This is a genomic window from Streptomyces yokosukanensis, from assembly GCF_001514035.1.
Taxonomy (GTDB): Bacteria; Actinomycetota; Actinomycetes; order Streptomycetales; family Streptomycetaceae; genus Streptomyces; species Streptomyces yokosukanensis.
Genome location: NZ_KQ948226.1, coordinates 1 through 16,849, shown reverse-complemented (window position 1 = coordinate 16,849; position 16,849 = coordinate 1). Strand labels below are relative to the sequence as shown.

The following is a 16,849-nucleotide window of genomic DNA, read 5'->3' as shown; positions in this document are numbered from 1 at the left end:
GCTCGGCCGGTCGGGTCAGGCGGTGGCGTGGGTCTTGGCGAGCAGCTCCAGGATCTCGGCCGTCGTACCGCTCTCGCCGAGGCGCGGGAAGATCCGCTCGACGCTGTTCGCGTGCGCCTCGGCGGAGGCGTCGGCCATCGCGTCGGTGGCCAGGGTGACGTGGTAGCCGTGGGCGTAGGCGTCGCGCGCGGTGGACTCCACGCCGATGCTGGTCGCGACACCGGTCAGCACGATCTGCGTGATGCCGCGGCGGCGCAGCTGGACCTCCAGGTCGGTGCCGTGGAAGGCGCTCCAGTTGTGCTTGGTGACGTGGATGTCGCCGGCGTGGCCGGACAGTTCGTCGACGATGACGTCCCAGCCCTCGGGGAAGGCGAGGCCGCGGACCTGCTGCTCGGTGCGGCCGGGCAGGACGTCCCCGCCGTCGGCGGCGAAGGAGACGCGGACCAGGACCACGGGCAGGTTCCGGGCGCGGAAGGCGTCCGCGAGTTCGGCCGTGCGCGCGACGACCTCGGGGCCGGTGTACGGCTGGGTCGGCATCGCCGTGATGCCGTTCTGCAGGTCGATCGCGACGAGGGCGGTACGGGGGTCGAGCGTGGTGAGCGACATGAGTCGGTCAGGCCTTTCCAGGGGTGGTGACGGACGAGGGGGTGAGCCGGCCGAGGGAACGGTCCGGCAGGGTCGTCGCCAGCAACAGGACGCAGCCGGCGAGCATGAACAGGGCCAGGCCGTGCAGCCCGGCCGTGTCGGCGCGGTGCGGGTAGAACGCCGCGGTGGCGGCGGACGAGCCCAGCGCGCCGAGGTACATGAAGGTCCGCAGCAGCCCGGCCGAGGAGGCGATCCGCTCCGGATCCGCCTGCCGGTACAGGGCGTTCTGCGTGGCCAGGCCGATGAGGCCCTGCGGGATGCCGAGCAGGGCACCGATCGCGAGCAGCAGCCACAGCGCGCTGTCGGCGCGCACGACGAGCAGTAGCGCGCAGCCCACGATCTGGAGCACTGAGCCGACGAGCAGTTTGGCGCGCACCGCCTCCCGACGTCCGGTGAGCGTCGACACGATCAGCGCGGTCGCCGACAGCGGCAGCAGCGCGAGGCCGGCGGTGGAGGCGCCGAGCCCGCGCCCCTGCTCCAGCCACTGCGTGTAGCCGTACATGAAGGCGTAGGAGGTGGTGTAGGCGAGGAGTTGGCGCAGGTAGGTGGTGAGCAGCGGGCCGTTGCCGCCGAGGACGCGCAGATCGACGAAGGGGTCCGGCACCCGCAGCTCGCGCACCGTGAATCCGGCGGCCGCGGCGGCGGACAGCAACGGCAGGTACCAGCGGTCGGCGCTCGGGTGCATCAGGAACAGCATCAACGCGACCAGTACCAGCGCGAACAGGGCCATGCCGGGCACGTCGACGCTGCGCCGCCGGGTCTCGGACCGGGGCAGCCGCAGCGCGCCGAGCACCAGACAGGCCGCCGAGAGCGGCACGTTGACGGTGAAGACGGCACGCCAGCCGCCCAGGCCGATCAGCAGTCCGCCGAGCGCGGGCCCGACGACGGCCACCGTCTGGTTGGCGACGGCCAGCGCGGCCAGCACGCCCGCGGGGCTGTCCTGCCCGGTGCGTTCGGCCTCGCTGCGGGTCAGCCGCATGGCCGCCGGGTACGCCGCCGACGTCCCGAGACCGAGCAGGACGCGGGCCGCGATCAGCGCGCCCAGCGAGGGGGCGAGGGCGCCGAGCACGCCGGCGATGCCGACCAGGGCCGTACCGGCGAGGTAGAGCCTGCGCGGGCCGTACATGTCCACCAGACGGCCGATGACGGGCTGCCCGACCGCCGTGGCCAGGTAGAGCGCCGAGACCAGCCAGGCGGTCTCGGCGGGTGGGGCTCCGAAGGCGACGCCGATCGGCACGAGAGCCACGGCGATCATCGAGGAGTTGATCGGATTGAGGACCGATCCGAGGACCATCGGCGGGACGAGCCGGCGGTCGAATCCGGTCGGAGCGGGCCGGGTGGCCCGCGCGGCGCGTGCGGTGAGCCTCGGTATCACGTCTGCGACAGCCGTTGCATCAGCTCCAGTGCCCTCAGGACGGTCTCCCGCTCCTCCTCGGTGTAGCGGTCCTGGAAGGCGCGGGCCAGCCACTCCTCACGCACCTGCCGGTTGCCCTCGATGCGCGCCCGGCCCGCGTCGGTCAGCGTCACCAGCTGGCGGCGGCCGTCGTCCGGGTCGGGGGCGCGCCGGATCAGACCGTGCTGGTCCAGCGCGGCCAGTGTGGTCGCCATCGACTGCGGGCGCACGCCCTCGGCGGCGGCGAGCGCGCTGGCCGTGGCGGCCCCGTGCTTGCCGACCAGGGTGAGCGCCGACTCCTGCGACGGGCTGAGGTCGGTGTCCTGCGCGACCTCGCGGATACGACGCCGCAGCCGGCTGAAGACCACGCGCAGATCGCGCGCGGCGCGGGCGGCGGAATCGGAGATGTCAGCCATGCGGCCAGCGTAGGGCCGACAGCCGTGACTGTCCAGCTGGAACTGTTCAGTTTCACCTGATTAATATGTCCGGATGACGCGCCGACCGCCTTCCGCCGCCGGTCGTCCGCCGCCTCGGGTTACGTTGGCCCTGTGCGCGTGCTGATGGTGGCCGACACCCACCTCCCGAAGCGTGCCGCGCGGCTCCCGGACCAGCTGCTGGCCGAACTCCCGCACGCGGACGTCGTGTTCCACGCCGGCGACTGGGTGGACACCGCCACTCTGGACCTCCTGGAGAGCCGAAGCCGGCGGCTCGTCGCGGTCCACGGCAACAACGACGGCCCGCGGCTGCGGGCGCGACTGCCCGAAGTGGCGTACGCCGAGCTGGGCGGCCTGCGCTTCGGCGTCGTGCACGAGACCGGCCCCGCCCAGGGCCGCGAGGCCCGCTGCGCCGCCCGCTTCCCCGACCTCGACGTGCTGGTCTTCGGCCACAGCCACATCCCCTGGGACACCACCGCCCCGACCGGCCTGCGCCTGCTCAATCCCGGTTCCCCGACCGACCGCCGCCGCCAGCCCCGCTGCACCTATATGACGGCGACCGTCGCCGACGGAGTACTGAGCGAGGTGACCCTGCACCGTCTGCCGCAGCGGTAGGGACATGTGGCAGACAGGGTGCGACCCCTTCGATGTCGAGGCGCGCGTGCGAGGCGTCGTCGGCCGGGACGGGACGGTGGACTCGTGGTGCAGCTCCCCGACGTGCCCGACCCGAAGGCGTCAGGCGGCACGCGGGTGGATCGCTCCGGCGGTGGTGGTCAAGGGCGCGCCGCTGCCGCCCCAGCGCAGGGCGACGATCTCGGCGGCCACGGAGACGGCGACCTCCTCGGGGGTACGGGCCCCGAGGTCGAGTCCGAGCGGCGAGCGCAGCCGGGACAGCTCGGCCGTGGTCAGACCGGCTTCGGCCAACTGCTCGCGTCGCTCGTCGTGGGTGCGCCGGCTGCCCATCGCCCCGATGTAGGCGGCCGGGCGGCGCAGGGCCTCCTGGAGCAGCGGCACGTCGAACTTCGGGTCGTGGGTGAGCACGCAGATCACCGTGCGGTCGTCGGTCGCCGTGGCGGCGAGATAGCGGTGCGGCCAGTCGACCACGACCTCGGCGCCCGCCGGGAAGCGCTTGGGGGTCGCGAAGACCGGTCGGGCGTCGCACACGGTGACCCGGTAGCCGAGGAAGTCGCCGATCCGGGCCACCGCGGCCGCGTAGTCGATCGCACCGAAGACCAGCATGCGCGGCGGCGGCGCGAACGACTGCAGGAACACGGTGACGGCGTCCTCGCGGCGCTCGCCGCGCGGCCCGTAGTGCCGCTGGGCCGAGGCACCGAGGGCGAGTTCGCCGCGCGCGTCGGCGGTGACGGCGGCATCGAGGCCGCTCGTGCCGAGCGTGCCCGCCGCCCGGCCCGGCCAGACCGTGAGCGTGGCGCCGCGCGGCGCGGGCCCGTCCACCACCGTGGCCACGGTCACCGGCTCGCCCGCGGCGACCGACGCGGCGACCGCGCCGAACGCCGGGTCCGAGGCGGGGGTCACCGGCCGTACCAGCAGGGTGATCTCACCGCCGCAGGTGAGCCCGACCGCGAACGCGTCCTCGTCGCTGTAGCCGAATGTCGCAAGGCGCGCCTCGCCGCTCGCCACGACCTCCTGCGCCAGCTCGAACACCGCCCCCTCGACACAGCCCCCGGAGACGCTGCCCACGACCTCGTCGTCCGGTCCGACCGCCATCGCGGCACCGGGCCCGCGCGGCGCGCTGCGGCTGACCGCCACGACCGTGGCCAGACCGAACGGAACCCCGGCCGCGTGCCAGCGTGCCAGCGTCGGCAGAATCTCACGCACGATCCGCTCCTCTCACCCGATCCGCAGCTCGCTCTCCAGCCGGTCCGCGTCCGTGACCCCGGCCGCCTCGGCGGCCCTGAGGCGCGGCAGCCGGCGCGGGAAGTCCCAGTCGTACAGGGCCGATGAGGCGTCGATGCCCCCATGGCACCGCAGCCGGATCAACGGCGCGCCGAGCGCGTCGGCGAAGGCGGAGGCGGGCGCGGTCCCGCCCAGCGCTTCGCCGACGAGATGCCCCGCCCCGTCCCACCGGCGGTCGACCTCGCGTGCGACGGCCTGGTCGGTCATGCCGAGACCTCCTCACCGACCTGGTGCGTCCACGTTCACCGAGATGTGGATCATGTGCCCTTCTGGCCGTCCGGGAGAGGGAGCCGGCCACCCGAGGTGATCGAATCAGCCATCTGGCGTGATGTAGGTCACCCTACGGCCGTGCTCCGGTCGCGGCGAGCGCTGTGAGCGGCTTCTGCCGAGCGTTGATCCATCGCCGCTCGACGTCGCCCTCTGCTGCACTGCGCGATACCCGTCGTCACTCATGAGGGGACCAGTGATGCGCGCTGATCGCCGATCGGTATCTGCTCCAAGACGTCCTCGGCCGAGGCGGCATGGGCACGGTCTGGCGTGCCCACGACCGACTGCCGGACCGGCCGGTGGCCGCCAAGGAACTGCACATCCTCACCCATGACGACGCGGATCACCGCACACGGCTGCACCGGCCGATCCGAGAGGCGCGCGCGGTCGCCCGGGTGCCGCACCCGCACGTGGTGGGCGTCCACGATCTGGTCGAGTCCGAGGACCGGCTGTGGATCGTCATGGAACTCGTCGAGGGGCCCTCGCCGGCGCACCGCATCACCGAGACCGGGCCGCTCACACCGCAGCACACCGCCGCGCTGGGCCTGCTGTTGCTCGACGCGTTGGAAGCCGTGCACGCGGCCGGCGCTCTGCATCGCGACGTCAAACCCGCCAACGTCCTGCTGCGCCGCGACGACGACGCCGTCCTCACCGACTTCGGCATCGCGGCCCTCGATGACGGTGACGGTCTCACCGTCACCGGCGAACTGGTCGGCTCCCTGGAGTTCATGGTGCCGGAGCGGGTGACGGGATCGCAGGCCGGACCGGCCTCCTGCCTCTGGTCTGTGGGCGCGCCCCCTGCCACGGTCTGCGGCGGCCGATCCCCGTTCCGCAGACCGGCGGGACCCGCGACGCTGATCCGGCGTCGGTGGCAGCCCGGAGGGTGAGCCGGATCGGATACCGGGCTCTGTGGCCACAAGGAGGCGAATTGGCCGCACGGCGGTTCGGTCAGCCGAGAAGGCGGCGCAGGCACCGAATCTCCGGTGTTCGCAGAGCGTCGCAACTCCGTGATCACGGAACCTGTGCTGTCCCGGTCTGCCGGCCGCCCATCTACGTGGCCTCTTACGCGTCGTTGCCGACCTCCTCGATGAGAGCGGAGCGGGAGACCGGTTCGAAGAGAGTCGGTGGCGCGGGGGGCGTGGCAAGGAGGGCGCCTATCCTCGGAATCTGGTCCGCCACGGCCGCGCTGTGGGCCCTGAACGCCTCGATCGAGGTGAACATCTGGATGACCAGCAGCGGTCCGTCGGCATCACCGCGCGCGCGGTGTACCGAGTAGTGCAGGCAGCCCGGTTCGGCGCGGATCTGCGGGGCGAGTCCGGTCAGCACCTCGACGAGGTCCGCGCGGCGTCCCTTTGCGGGCGCCATCGTGGACACGGCGACGACCGTGCCGGTCCCGGCGGGCCGGCCGGCCCGGAGCAGTGCCAGTGCCTCGTGCACCTCGGCCTGGCTGCGCAGCCGGATCTCCCGGCCACCCGTCGCAACTGCGCCCGAGGCCGCGACGGCTATGGCACCGACCTGGTCGGCACTCACCCAGTCCGGATCGCCGGACTCGACGAGACGGGTCCTGACCGGACCGAGAACCAGGGCGAAGACCCGCTGCTGTCCGTCGAGTTCGGCTTCCAGGACCTGCCGCATCATCAGTAGGGCGGCTTGCTCCATGCTGACCAGGCCGCTGCCCGGCACCGGTGTGGACGACGAAGCCCCGACGATCAGCGTGTAGGCCCCGCGGGTCTTCAGCCGGGGCAGGAAGGCTCGTACGACGGCCATGTGCGCGGCCGCGAGCCCGACGAAGGCGCTCTGCCAGTCGTTCTCGTCGATCTCCCAAAGTCGCTTGCCGGACCACCATCCACCGATCGGGGCCACCACGTCATCGACGCCGCCGAGCCTGCGCTCCATCTCGTCGGCAAGCTGCTCCGCACCGGTGAAGGTCGTGTAGTCGTGCACCACCAGGTGCAGGCGGTCCGTCGCCGAGTCACCGAGCAGGCGCCGGAACTCCTCCGCCCGTTCCTGCGTGCGGGTCGGGACGACGACGTCCGCACCGGCCGCGAGGTAGCCGCGGACGACACCTTCGCCCACAGCGCCAGTGCCGCCCGGAACCACGACCCGGCGACCGGACAGATCAGGAAGTGCAGTGCTGCTGTGCATGAGATCACTCCTAGGGAGCGGTGCGGGGCAGGCGACCGTGCGTCGCCCACCCCGCCATCGTGTTGGCCAGGCCAACGTTGGCTCACCCAACATAGCCGATGCGTGTTGGGATGGCCAACAGTTAGAGTGGGGAAATGGCTGACACGGATCACGCGTTCCAACCCCCGGCCCGGCTGCGTGGGCTCGCCAGCTGGCAGGCGAACAAGGTGTCGACGCTCGGCGCCCGGCTGACCGCGCAACGCATGCCCTTGAGCGCCCGCGCCGACTTCGCCGTCCTGGCAGCGCTGGAGGAGTACGGTGCGCTCAGCCAGGCCGAGATCGGTCGCCGCCTCGGCCTCGACCGCAATGACGTCAGCGGCATCCTCAACCGCCTCGAAAGCGACCGCCAGGTCGACCGCCAGGCCGACCCCGCCAATCGGCGCCGCAACCTTGTCACTGTCACCGCCGCTGGAAGGCGGCATCTCGAAGAACTCCAGCAGCACGCCGATGCCGTCCAGGCCGAGCTGCTCGCCGGCCTCGACACCGCGGAACGGCGACAGCTCCAGTCCCTGCTCGCCAAGCTGCTCGACAGCCACAAGCCGCAACCGGCGTAGGCCCGGAACTCCCGGCCCGGACGTTCCGACGTCGGAGGCGTCGGGTTCGGCCTGGACGCGGGTTGCTGCGGTCAGCCGGCCTTGTGCCGACTTCGCCGGTCGGGAGGAGGAGCGGTCAGTGAGCGGGCACCTCGAAACCAAGGGCGGTCAGGGCCTGCTCGGCGGCCTGCTGGTCCTGCTCGTAGCTGCCGCCGGAGATGCCGAGGCCGCCGACGCACCGGCCGTTGTCGATGATCGGGTAGCCGCCGCCGACCGCCATGAGACGCGGGTGACCGGCCAGCGGCGCGACGCGCGCGTTCGCCAGGTAGTCGTTCCACGTGTGGGTGGGGATGTGGAAGGAGGCAGCGGTCCACGCCTTGTCGAGGGCGACCTCGGCGGTGAGGAAGGGGGCGGCGTCGGCCCGGTCGAACGCCTTCGGATGCCCGCCCGCGTCGGTGACGGCGACGGCCGCCGCGAAGCCGATCCGCGCTGCGGCGGTGTGCACCGCCGCGATGAGTGCGCCGGCGGCTGCCTGGGTGATCGAGGAGGCGGGGGACGACATCTGGAGCCTGTCAGTGTTCATGGACTTCCCTTTGCTGATGCGCGGTCAGTTGTCGACGGTGAGGACGAGCTTGCCGCGGGTGCGGCCGGACTCGCCGCGGGCGTGGGCCGCATCGGCCCGCTCCAGCGGGAAGGTGTCCTCCACCTCGACGGCGACGTGGCCGGCGTCGATCAGGTCGGCGATCGTCGTCAGGGCCGCACCGTCCGGCTCGACCAGGAACGGGGTGACTCGCACGCCGGCCGTCTCGGCGGCCTGTGCCAGCTCCGGGGAGACGCCCGCCGGGATCGCGACCAGCAGGCCGCCGGGGCGCAACACCTTCAGCGAGCGGGTGCTGGTGCTGTCGTGTGCGTCGCCCACCAGGTCGATGACGACGTCGACGTCGGCGGTGGCGTCCTCGAAGCGGGTGGTGGTGTAGTCGATGGTCTCGTAGGCGCCGAGCTCTTCGAGCCAGGTGTGGCGGGCGGCACTGGCGGTGGCGATCACGTGGGCGCCCAGGTGCCTGGCGAACTGGACGGCGAAGTGGCCGACCCCACCGGCGGCGGCGGTGACGAGGACGCGCTGGCCGGCTCGCACGTGGGCGGTGTCGACCAGGGCCTGCCAGGCGGTCAGCGCCGCCAGTGGCACGGCGGCGGCGTGCACGTGGTCGAGGGCGGCGGGCTTGCGGGCGAACTGCCGGGCCGGTGCGGTCACGTACTCGGCGTAGGCGTTCGCCACACGCGGGAACCACGGCATGCCGTACACCTCGTCGCCGGCCTTCAGCGTGGTCACACCGAAGCCGACCTCCTCCACCACACCGGACACGTCCCAGCCGAGGGTGAACGGCGGCTCACCCAGCAGCCCGGCCATGCCGGTGCCACCGCGGGTCTTCCAGTCCACCGGGTTGATCCCGGCCGCGTGCACCCGCACCAGCACCTCGGTGGGCAGCGGCACCGGGCGTGCCACCTGCTGGACCCGCAGCACCTGCGGACCGCCGAAACCGTCCTGGACCACTGCGCGCATCATGTCTGCGGACATGCGTCATCTCCTGAGAAGGCATCCTGAAAAGGCATCCTGAAAAGGGCGTCTTGCGGGGGCCGGTGGCGGCCCCTGCCGACGTCGACGAAGCTATCCCCACGGATATAGTTACCTTCAAGGTCTAGTACTTCCCATTGGGAAGTTACCTGGTGAGGAGAGCGAGCATGACGACCACCTGCCCCAGCGGCCAGCACGCGCACCACGACGTCTACGCCGCGCAGTGCCCCTGCCGCGCCCTGCTCGACCTTCTCGCCAACAAGTGGTCCGCCCTGGCCATCGGCGCCCTCGAGGACGGACCGCAGCGGTTCGGAGAGCTGCAGCGCAAACTCCAGGGCGTCAGCCCCAAGGTGCTCACCCAGACGCTGCGCCGCCTGGAAGACTTCGGCATCCTCGACCGCACGGTCTACCCCGCCGTCCCCCTGCACGTCGAGTACTCCCTCACCCCCCTCGGCCAGAGCGCCGCGATCCCGCTCAACGCGCTCCGCGCCTGGGTCGAGGACAACATCGACAACGCCCTCACCCCTGAGCCGGCCGTGCGGTGACCCGGGCAGGACGCGGATCTGAGAGGGCATCAACACCTGACCCGGCGGCGTGGAACACCCGCTGGCCGGCCAGGAACCGCAACGCGGCCGATGCCGCCAACCGTGCGTGACGGATACCCGGCGCGAACTCGCCACCTTTTCGCGCAGGCCGACACGAGTACTTGAATGGTTGCTTCGGCAACTTCGTTGTGACCGTCGGCCGAAGCTGCCTCAGCGTGCTGCGGGGCGGTCGGCCCCCAACGCTCGTCGCGTGGCAGCGGCGAGGGCCGTGCGGGCATCCGGGGCGGCGTGGGCGGTGCGCCAGGCAATCACCTGGTCGGGGCGGACCAGCAGGGCGCCGTGGTCGCTGATGCCGCAGGTCTCGGGAAGAACGCCACCTGCATCTCGCCGTACCTGACCGAACACATCAACCGGTTCGGCGAGTACAGCACCCACGAACTCGGCATCCAGCCCGAGGCGTACGACCCGAAACTCGACGTCGACTTCACCCCGCTGCGCGAGCAGGACCTGACCGCCGCCGGTCTCGGCCAGGCTGCCTGAGCCGTGAGGGAACTAGCTGGTGACGCCCTTCACGGAAGCGGGCCGGCATACCCCAGAATCCTGCTGCGAGGGTCAGCCTCCAACACCGTGGCCCGGGCAGGTGATCCGATAGCGCTGCTGTGGGGGCGGGGTTTGTGACGGTTCTTGTGGGCCCTCGCCGTATTTCAGAGGGATACCCGCGCTGCTCTGCCAGCGGCAGAACACCGGCCGGACCGGGCCCGACGATCACTACAGTCCAGTCTCATGACGACGATTACGACGCGTACGGTCGAGTATCCGGCCGACGGTTTGACGATGATCGGGCACCTCGCGCTCCCGGCCGGTGTCGACCGCCGGCCCGCGGTGCTGCTCGGACCAGAGGGCATGGGGCTCAGCGACGTCGAGCGCCGCCGGGCCGATGCTCTCGCCGAGCTGGGATATGTAGCGCTGGCCTTCGACCTTCATGGCGGGCGCTATTTGGGCGACCCCGAGGAGATGCTGGCCCGTTGCCTGCCGCTGCTCGCTGATCCCGAGCGGATGCGAGGCATCGGCCATGCGGCGCTCGATGTGTTGCGCACCGAACCGCGGACCGACCCCGACCGGATCGCCGCCTTCGGCTATGGCACGGGGGGTGCCGTCGGGCTGGAACTCGGGCGCGGCGGCGTCAGCCTGCGCGCGATCGGGACAGTCAACGCACTGACCACGGGCCGACCGGGCGAGGCGGCGCGCATTCGCTGCCCGGTGTGGGCCGGGGTCGGGTCGGAAGACCCGATCATGCCGCCCGCGCAACGGAACGCGTTCACCGCTGAGATGCAGGCTGCGGGCGTCGACTGGCGCCTCACGGTCTACGGCGGCGCCTTGCACGCCTTCCACCACCCGCCGGTCGACCACACCGTGCGTCCCGGCGTCGGCTACCACCCACGGCACGCGCAGCGCGCCTGGCGCGACGTCGTCGACCTGCTCGCCGAGTGCCTGCCCGTGACGGAGGATCTGGGGCATGACCCAGGTAAGCATGCTGGCCCCGGGCACTGACAGTCCACTCCCCTCAAGTCCGTACAGCAGAAACGCATTCGGGCGGTTGCTCGATCGCGGAGACGTATTCACAACTACCGCAGCAAATGCATGGTCGCCGCCGGCGCCACCCTGATCAACAAACCGCGGCCCTCGCCGGCCGGCACCGACACCTGCGGCGACCTCGCGCTCCTGCTGCAGGCCTTGGCCGAGCGCGTCGCCGACCGACGGGCCAGCAGCATGCTGCGCGCCCTCAACGCCGAGGCCGCGACCTTCCCCAGGCTGCACAGCCGCTACTGCGAGGAGATCGTCGCTCCCCGCCGGGAAGCCATGAACCGTGTCCTACGACGCGGCGTGCAACGAGGCGAGATCCGCCCCGACGCCGACCCCGACCTGATCTCCGACCTCCTCGTCTCCCCCCCGGCTCCTCGCCCGCATGGCATCGGGCAGTACCGACCAGCTGGACCCGGAACAGGTGAGCCTGCGGATCGTCGACCTCGTCCTCGACGGTGCGGCGCCCGCGCCGAGCTGACGGAAGACGAGCGGACTGGGACACGGTCCCGACACGCCGTCACGGCCCCCAAGGCGCAGCCCGTGACGTCACCCGTCAGGCAGCACCCGCACCGGATCCCCGGCGCCGTCCTCGTTGACACGAGCCTCCCCGATTTCCACAGCGACAGCGAGACCGCCGGCTCGTGTCCGCGAACGCCTACCGCAAGCAGCAGTTGGCGGCGGGCTCAAGCGGGCAGCGGACGGTGCCCGATGACTCGTTCGCCCATGAGCGCGGATGCGCGTACGGCGTCGAATCCGTAGGCGCGCATGGCGTTCTCGTAGTCGCCGACAGCGGACCGCAGGGGTTTGTGGCCGCGGGCCGCGGCGAGCAGTTCGGCGCCGAGGATCTGGGCGTCCCTCAGCGCGGTGTTGGCCCCGAGGCCGAGGGCTGGGCTCATCGCGTGGACGGCGTCGCCCATGACTGTCACGTTCGTCGGCTGCCAGGCAGCGGCGGGGACGTGGCTGCGCAGGGTCAGCGGTTGTACGGTGGCGACGTCCCACAGGCCGATGAGCGTGGTCACGTCGGGGTGCCAGGAGGAGACCCGGTCCAGGGCGTACTTCTTCAGTGCGGCGGGGTCTGTCGTGTACAGGTCGGCGTCCGAGGGCATCCGGGAGGTCGTCGCGCTGAAGATGCCCAGGGCGAAGTCCTTTGCGGCCTCGTCCCGGAACGCCTGGTCCCGGTCGCGGACCAGTGGGGTGTGGGGGTTGCCGCGCTCCAGCGGGGCGAAGGTGACCACGTCGTGGTGCGGGCCGTTGATCAACGTGAACGTCGAGTAGAGCTTTCGCGGGATCTGGACCTTGGTGCGGTCGGTGAGGGGGATCTTCGCGGCGATGTGTCGTGCCCCCAGGTCGACGGCATTGTGGTCGGGCAGACGCCTGGCCCGCACGGCGGAGTTGATGCCGTCCGCGCCGACGAGCACGTCGGCGTCGGCGCGGAGCCCATCGGCGAGGTGCACGGTGACGCCGGCGTCCGCGTCGTGGTGGTAGCCGGTGACCCAGGCGCCGAAGCGCACCACGTCCTCCAGCCCGGTGTACAGGATCCTGCGCAGGGTCGAGCGGTCCACCACGAGGTGTTCGGGGAGGTCCGAGGCCGGGGTGCCGACTCCGCGCGAAGCGCTGAGGTCCCGGGCCGGGCCCGGGGCGAGCTGCTCGTCGAACAGCAGGGCGTCCTGGCGGGGGATGCCTGCGGTGGCCACGAACAGTTCACCGAGTCGCGGGTGCAGCACGCTGCTCAGGGCGGTGGTTCCGGTGGAGTTGACGTGCAGCCGGTAGCCCGGGTTGCGGCTGGTCAGATCGGGATCGCGTTCGTAGACGGTCACGTCCAGGCCGTGGCCGTGAAGGTGGTGGGCCAATGCCAGTCCGGCGAGCCCGGCGCCGGCGATGGCGACACGGAGAGCGGGCACGGCAGTTCCTCCTCGAAGGTGTGCTGGGTACGCGTTCCGGTGACCGCGTGGACCCCGGCCGCGGCGACGCGCCGGACGCCGGGTGCGCGGGCAGCCGGTCTGTTCTGCGGTGGTGTCGCGGACGCTCGGGGTTCACCCCTGGGCCCGGCGTCCCCCGGTGGCGGAGCCAGGGCCTGGGCCCCGCCACCGGTTCGCGCGGTTCGGCGTGCGGTCGGGCGCCGGACCGGCCTGCGCCTGCGCCTATGCCTGTGGGGCGGGCAGCGGGTCCTGGCCCACCAGGCGGTGTCCACGGGCGGCCGAGTCGCGCACGGCGTCGAAGCCGTACCCGAGCATCTCCTCCTCGTAGGCATGCAGGGCCTCGGAGAGAGGCCGACCGCCGGCAGACTGGACGAGGCGGTCGGTCAGGACGCGGGCGTCGCGCAGTGCGGTGTTCGCGCCGACGCCGATGGCGGGACTCATGACGTGGATGGCATCGCCGAGCAGGGTGACCGCGGTGGTCTCCCAGGCGGCGACGGGCACACTGGTGCGCACCGAGACCGGAAAGACCGAGGTGGAGTCCTGGCGGGCCACGGTCTCGATCAGCTGCGGGTGCCAGCCTTCTACCAGGGACAACGTCAGCGCCTGCAGTTCCGCGCCGGTCATGGCGAACAGCTCCGCGTCGCTGCAGGGGAACTGCTCCCGGCGAGCGCCGAAGACGCACGCGAGGTAGTCGCTGTCGTCGCTGAGTCCGACGCCGGGGGCCAGCCGGGCTGTCACCTGGTCCATCGGTTCGCGGTACTGCACGGGGGCGAGTCCGACGAAGCGCCGTTGCGGGCCGACCACGGTGGTCCACAGCCCGAGCAGTTCGGGCGGGAGCAGGGATCGGGCCTCGTCGCCGGCGAAGGGGACCTTGCCGTAGAGCAGCCGCAGTCCGGCGTCGACGACCCGGGCCTTGGGCAGGTACTGCTCGCGGACCGCCGAGTTGACCCCGTCGGCACCGATCAGCACGTCGCCGGAGGCACTGGTGCCGTCAGCGAAGTGCGCGGTCACCGAGCCCGAGGCGTCGACGTCGTAGCGGGTGAGCCGGGCGCCGTAGTGCACTGCTTTGTCCAGGCCGGAAAGCAGGATCTGGCGCAGCGTCATCCGGTTGACCGCCAGGTTCCCGTCGCCGGGCAGGCCTGGGACGGGCGGCAGTTCCTGGGCGTGCAGCAGGTTCAGCTGGTGGTCGAAGGTGTCCATCCGCGACCCGGGGGTTCCGGCGGTGGCGGCGAAGACCTCGTACGTCGGCGGCGTCAGCAACGCCTTGAGAGCGGTGATGCCGTCGGGGTTGATCCGGATGCGGTAGCCCTGGTTGCGGAACGCCGGGCCGGGGTCCTTCTCGTAGACGGCGACGCTGAGCCCCGCCCGGTGGAGCCCCTGAGCGAGGGCCAGGCCACCCAGCCCGCCCCCGGCGATGACGACATGCAGATCCGACACAGTCGTGTCCCTTCTCGATCATGAAACGAAAAGGGACGCACAGGGTGTGCCTCAACGGGCACTGTACGAGCGACTGTTCGCCATCCGGACTACCTACCGGACCGTGACTTTCGTACGTCCGTCAAAAACGCTAGCACAGGTTCCCCGATGAGCCCCAGGGCGTATCGACACCCGCCGGCCCACCGCGAAGCAGGCGGCGAGCTCAGCCGTCCGACCGCGGGTGGTCGAGTGGACGGCCCCGCCCGCGGCCGGAAACGGGTCAGGTCCGGAGGCCGGTGTCGGCGCGGCGGGCGCCCCGCACGTGATCACCACGGCCAGGACGTGCGTTGCGTGAGGTGGCAACTACCGCCTGACCACGGCCGGGCGCGAACTGGAGCGGACCGTTCATGGCGTCTGCCACTGGAAGGCCGACCGGCTCCTGCCTGTTCGCCCGCCAGTTCGCGTACCGCCGGCGCCGCACTTCCTGCTGCACCGGTCGAGCCGGGACTGCTGAGCCGGGATCAGGCATCGCCGGCCTGTGGGGCGCTGAGTGTGTAGGTGGTTCCGACGCTGGTCTGCACCCACGCGTCCGGGAGGGCTGCGGCGAGGGTGTGCTGGGCTCGCCACCCGGTGCAGTGACCGGGGACGATCAGCTCGGGTGCGAGTTCGGTGAGCGCGGCCACCGTCGGGCCGATGACCGGCTCGAAGGCGGGGCCGCTCAGGTGGAAGCCGCCGATGAGAGCCAGCAGTCTGCTGACTCCGGTCAGCCGCATGGCGTGCCGGATGATGTTGACCACTCCGGCGTGGCCGCACCCGGTGATGACGACAAGCCCCCGGCCGCGCACGTTGACGACGAGTGCCTGGTCGTCGATGACGACGGGGTCGTGTCGCCAGTCGTTCCCGTCCCAGGCTTGGTGTGCCTGCGGCATGCCGTGCTCGAACTCGGTGACGCGGTCCACCTCGCCGGTGATCAGGATGCCACCGGCCAGCAGCGACGGCTGCCGCCGCTCGATCACCTCGAACCCTTCGCGTTCCAGTGCACCCCGTGACAGCGTGGGCATCTCCAGACCCTGGCCTGCGGACAGTGCCAGGCGACGGCGGGTCCAGACCGCGGGGTGGACGGTCAGCGGAAGGCCGGAGCGCCCGCGCAGCCGGGCCAGGCCGTCGAAGCCGCCCGCGTGGTCGAAGTGTCCGTGGCTGAGCACGACGCCTTGCAGGTCGCCGACATCGATGCCGAGACGCTCGGCGTTCACCGCCAGTCCGTCCGGCGACGCGCCGGTATCGAACAGCAGCGTGCTGCTCGCGTTCCCGCTGCGGACGGTGACCAGGGCGGAGAAGCCGTGCTCGGCACGCAGCCCCGCGAAGGCCTCGCCGCCGGCGAACTGCCGCGCGGCGGTCCGCCCGGCGCCCGGCGACGCCCGGGTGACGCCTTCGGCGGAGGCCAGCAGGGCGTCGAAGGTGTTGTCGACCATCGTCGTGACCCTGACCTCGTCGACCTCGGGCAGCGTCACCGGGTCGACAGCCGGTCCTTCCGCGAGGCGAGGCGCTGACCATGCCGCCTCGGCCGCCGAGTGCCCGTGATCGTCACACATGCTGGAAAGCGCCTCTCCGCCGATACGACCGGTCAGGGCAGCAGATCCCGGTACAAGCCGCAGGCCCACGGCACTCGCGCCGGCCGGACCGGCCGCGCGCGCCGCGCGGTGTCATGCTTCCACTCGCGCGGGCGGGACGACGACGTCGATGAGCCCGGTGGCCACGTCGTACACGAGCCCTGAGACGAAGACTCCGGTCGGAAGCTTCTGCTTGAGGACGTCGACGTCGACGCGGACGGCGGCGACCGGGTCGGTGACCGCCTCGGCTGGCAGGTCTCCGGCCGGAACTTCGAAGTAACCGGCCAGCAGCTCGGGGAACGCGGCCAGGTCCGTGATCCCGCAGTCGGTGTGGTGCAGGACCGCATAGTGGACGTCACCCGGGCGCGGGCCGCCCGTACGGGCCTGGACGACTTTCGAGAGCATCTCCAGCGTCCGGAGTGTCTCGGGCGTGACCCGCCCTCCGACGTTGCGGATCACCGCTGCCTCGCCGAGCTTGAGCCCGAGCACGTCGGACGGGTCGACACGAGGGTCGACGCATCCGATGACCGCCAGACTGCCACTGGGCATCAGTTTGAGGTCGGCGAATGATCCGCCGTCTGCGAACCCGGCGTTCCGCTTGGTCAGCTCGTCCGTGTCGATCACTGTGACGGTAACCCCTTGTCGCTCTGAGCCTGGACCCCGGTGACGCCGACGGTGACCTCCGGGTGCCCCCAATCCTGGCCTGCCGCCGCCTCCCGTACCACTCGACTTTGCGGCACATCGTGATCACCCAGGTCGACGCCTTGCGTGATCCGACACGGCGCGTCGGCGCCGAGGCGCGAGTCGGGTCCTGCGAGGCCGACGTGCC

At 71.7% G+C, this 16,849-nt stretch carries 18 protein-coding genes and 3 pseudogenes; 7 read left to right on the top strand and 14 right to left on the bottom strand.

All coding sequences use genetic code 11. The annotated features are described in order from the left end of the window. Positions 1–15: 15 nt before the first annotated feature. From AQI95_RS36735 to AQI95_RS36725, 3 genes are read right to left on the bottom strand one after another with little or no spacing between them, the layout of a single operon-like run. A complete protein-coding gene (locus AQI95_RS36735; protein ID WP_067134528.1) occupies positions 16–606 on the bottom strand; it encodes a hydrolase in 591 nt (196 codons plus the stop codon). 7 nt (positions 607–613) lie between these two features. Continuing rightward, positions 614–2,020, bottom strand: coding sequence for an MFS transporter (locus tag AQI95_RS36730; RefSeq protein ID WP_067134526.1), 1,407 nt, complete (start codon positions 2,018–2,020; stop codon positions 614–616). Then, positions 2,017–2,454, bottom strand: coding sequence for a MarR family winged helix-turn-helix transcriptional regulator (locus AQI95_RS36725; protein WP_067134524.1), 438 nt, complete (start codon positions 2,452–2,454; stop codon positions 2,017–2,019). Before AQI95_RS36725 ends, AQI95_RS36730 begins: the two co-directional genes overlap by 4 nt. A gap of 144 nt (positions 2,455–2,598) precedes the next feature. Here AQI95_RS36725 and AQI95_RS36720 point away from each other — a divergent pair, with 144 nt between their 5' ends. Continuing rightward, positions 2,599–3,087 (top strand): metallophosphoesterase family protein, encoded by a 489-nt coding sequence (locus AQI95_RS36720; protein ID WP_425264949.1) that lies wholly within the window; start codon positions 2,599–2,601, stop codon positions 3,085–3,087. 120 nt (positions 3,088–3,207) lie between these two features. Here the strand turns inward: AQI95_RS36720 and AQI95_RS36715 are convergent, their stop codons facing one another. Together AQI95_RS36715 and AQI95_RS36710 are read right to left on the bottom strand one after the other, a co-directional pair. Further along, complete coding sequence (locus AQI95_RS36715; protein WP_067134521.1) at positions 3,208–4,311, bottom strand: XdhC family protein; 1,104 nt, start codon at positions 4,309–4,311, stop codon at positions 3,208–3,210. 24 nt (positions 4,312–4,335) lie between these two features. Continuing rightward, positions 4,336–4,596 (bottom strand): annotated as a pseudogene (locus AQI95_RS36710) (AAA family ATPase); the annotation flags it as partial. A gap of 266 nt (positions 4,597–4,862) precedes the next feature. On the opposite strand from AQI95_RS36710, the gene AQI95_RS36705 reads away from it, so the two are divergent. Further along, positions 4,863–5,543: a serine/threonine-protein kinase gene (locus AQI95_RS36705; RefSeq protein ID WP_341849496.1), complete on the top strand. Its 681-nt coding sequence runs from the start codon at positions 4,863–4,865 to the stop codon at positions 5,541–5,543. Here the strand turns inward: AQI95_RS36705 and AQI95_RS49330 are convergent. Together AQI95_RS49330 and AQI95_RS36700 are read right to left on the bottom strand one after the other, a co-directional pair. Next, positions 5,513–5,629, bottom strand: a pseudogene (locus AQI95_RS49330) (IS5/IS1182 family transposase); the annotation flags it as partial. The gene AQI95_RS36705 and the pseudogene AQI95_RS49330 overlap by 31 nt on opposite strands. Positions 5,630–5,718: 89 nt before the next feature. Then, a complete protein-coding gene (locus AQI95_RS36700; RefSeq protein WP_159056641.1) occupies positions 5,719–6,801 on the bottom strand; it encodes an SDR family NAD(P)-dependent oxidoreductase in 1,083 nt (360 codons plus the stop codon). Between the two features lie 134 nt (positions 6,802–6,935). Here AQI95_RS36700 and AQI95_RS36695 point away from each other — a divergent pair, with 134 nt between their 5' ends. Beyond that, positions 6,936–7,394 (top strand): MarR family winged helix-turn-helix transcriptional regulator, encoded by a 459-nt coding sequence (locus tag AQI95_RS36695; protein WP_067134513.1) that lies wholly within the window; start codon positions 6,936–6,938, stop codon positions 7,392–7,394. A gap of 115 nt (positions 7,395–7,509) precedes the next feature. Here AQI95_RS36695 and AQI95_RS36690 read toward each other — a convergent pair whose 3' ends face one another. Next, a complete protein-coding gene (locus tag AQI95_RS36690) occupies positions 7,510–7,956 on the bottom strand; it encodes a GlcG/HbpS family heme-binding protein (protein WP_079071774.1) in 447 nt (148 codons plus the stop codon). Positions 7,957–7,980: 24 nt separating this feature from the next. Beyond that, positions 7,981–8,949 carry an NADP-dependent oxidoreductase gene (locus tag AQI95_RS36685; protein ID WP_067134509.1) on the bottom strand — a complete coding sequence of 323 codons (969 nt, stop codon included), beginning with the start codon at positions 8,947–8,949 and terminating at the stop codon, positions 7,981–7,983. A gap of 164 nt (positions 8,950–9,113) precedes the next feature. On the opposite strand from AQI95_RS36685, the gene AQI95_RS36680 reads away from it, so the two are divergent. Then, positions 9,114–9,491 (top strand): winged helix-turn-helix transcriptional regulator, encoded by a 378-nt coding sequence (locus AQI95_RS36680; protein ID WP_067134506.1) that lies wholly within the window; start codon positions 9,114–9,116, stop codon positions 9,489–9,491. Positions 9,492–9,701: 210 nt separating this feature from the next. Here the strand turns inward: AQI95_RS36680 and AQI95_RS50230 are convergent, their stop codons facing one another. Then, positions 9,702–9,803: a hypothetical protein gene (locus AQI95_RS50230; RefSeq protein ID WP_341849493.1), complete on the bottom strand. Its 102-nt coding sequence runs from the start codon at positions 9,801–9,803 to the stop codon at positions 9,702–9,704. On the opposite strand from AQI95_RS50230, the gene AQI95_RS48485 reads away from it, so the two are divergent. The 3 genes and pseudogenes from AQI95_RS48485 to AQI95_RS50435 all read left to right on the top strand — a co-directional run. Next, positions 9,780–10,031, top strand: a complete 252-nt coding sequence (locus AQI95_RS48485) for a hypothetical protein (protein WP_067134504.1) — start codon at positions 9,780–9,782, stop codon at positions 10,029–10,031. The genes AQI95_RS50230 and AQI95_RS48485 overlap by 24 nt on opposite strands. A 243-nt stretch (positions 10,032–10,274) precedes the next feature. Beyond that, positions 10,275–11,042, top strand: coding sequence for a dienelactone hydrolase family protein (locus AQI95_RS36670; RefSeq protein WP_067134502.1), 768 nt, complete (start codon positions 10,275–10,277; stop codon positions 11,040–11,042). A 90-nt stretch (positions 11,043–11,132) separates the two neighbouring features. After that, a pseudogene (locus tag AQI95_RS50435) lies at positions 11,133–11,429 on the top strand (TetR-like C-terminal domain-containing protein); the annotation flags it as partial. Positions 11,430–11,758: 329 nt separating this feature from the next. Here the strand turns inward: AQI95_RS50435 and AQI95_RS36665 are convergent. The 4 genes from AQI95_RS36665 to AQI95_RS36650 all read right to left on the bottom strand — a co-directional run bounded on the left by AQI95_RS36665 (position 11,759) and on the right by AQI95_RS36650 (position 16,644). Then, the gene (locus AQI95_RS36665; protein WP_067134501.1) at positions 11,759–12,976 is read right to left on the bottom strand and encodes an FAD-dependent oxidoreductase; all 1,218 of its coding nucleotides are present in this window, start codon (positions 12,974–12,976) and stop codon (positions 11,759–11,761) included. Positions 12,977–13,216: 240 nt separating this feature from the next. Then, complete coding sequence (locus tag AQI95_RS36660; protein WP_067134497.1) at positions 13,217–14,431, bottom strand: FAD-dependent oxidoreductase; 1,215 nt, start codon at positions 14,429–14,431, stop codon at positions 13,217–13,219. Between the two features lie 500 nt (positions 14,432–14,931). After that, complete coding sequence (locus AQI95_RS36655) at positions 14,932–15,921, bottom strand: MBL fold metallo-hydrolase (RefSeq protein ID WP_208614357.1); 990 nt, start codon at positions 15,919–15,921, stop codon at positions 14,932–14,934. 192 nt (positions 15,922–16,113) lie between these two features. Continuing rightward, positions 16,114–16,644 carry a carbonic anhydrase gene (locus tag AQI95_RS36650; RefSeq protein ID WP_107121860.1) on the bottom strand — a complete coding sequence of 177 codons (531 nt, stop codon included), beginning with the start codon at positions 16,642–16,644 and terminating at the stop codon, positions 16,114–16,116. Between the last annotated feature and the right edge of the window lie 205 nt (positions 16,645–16,849).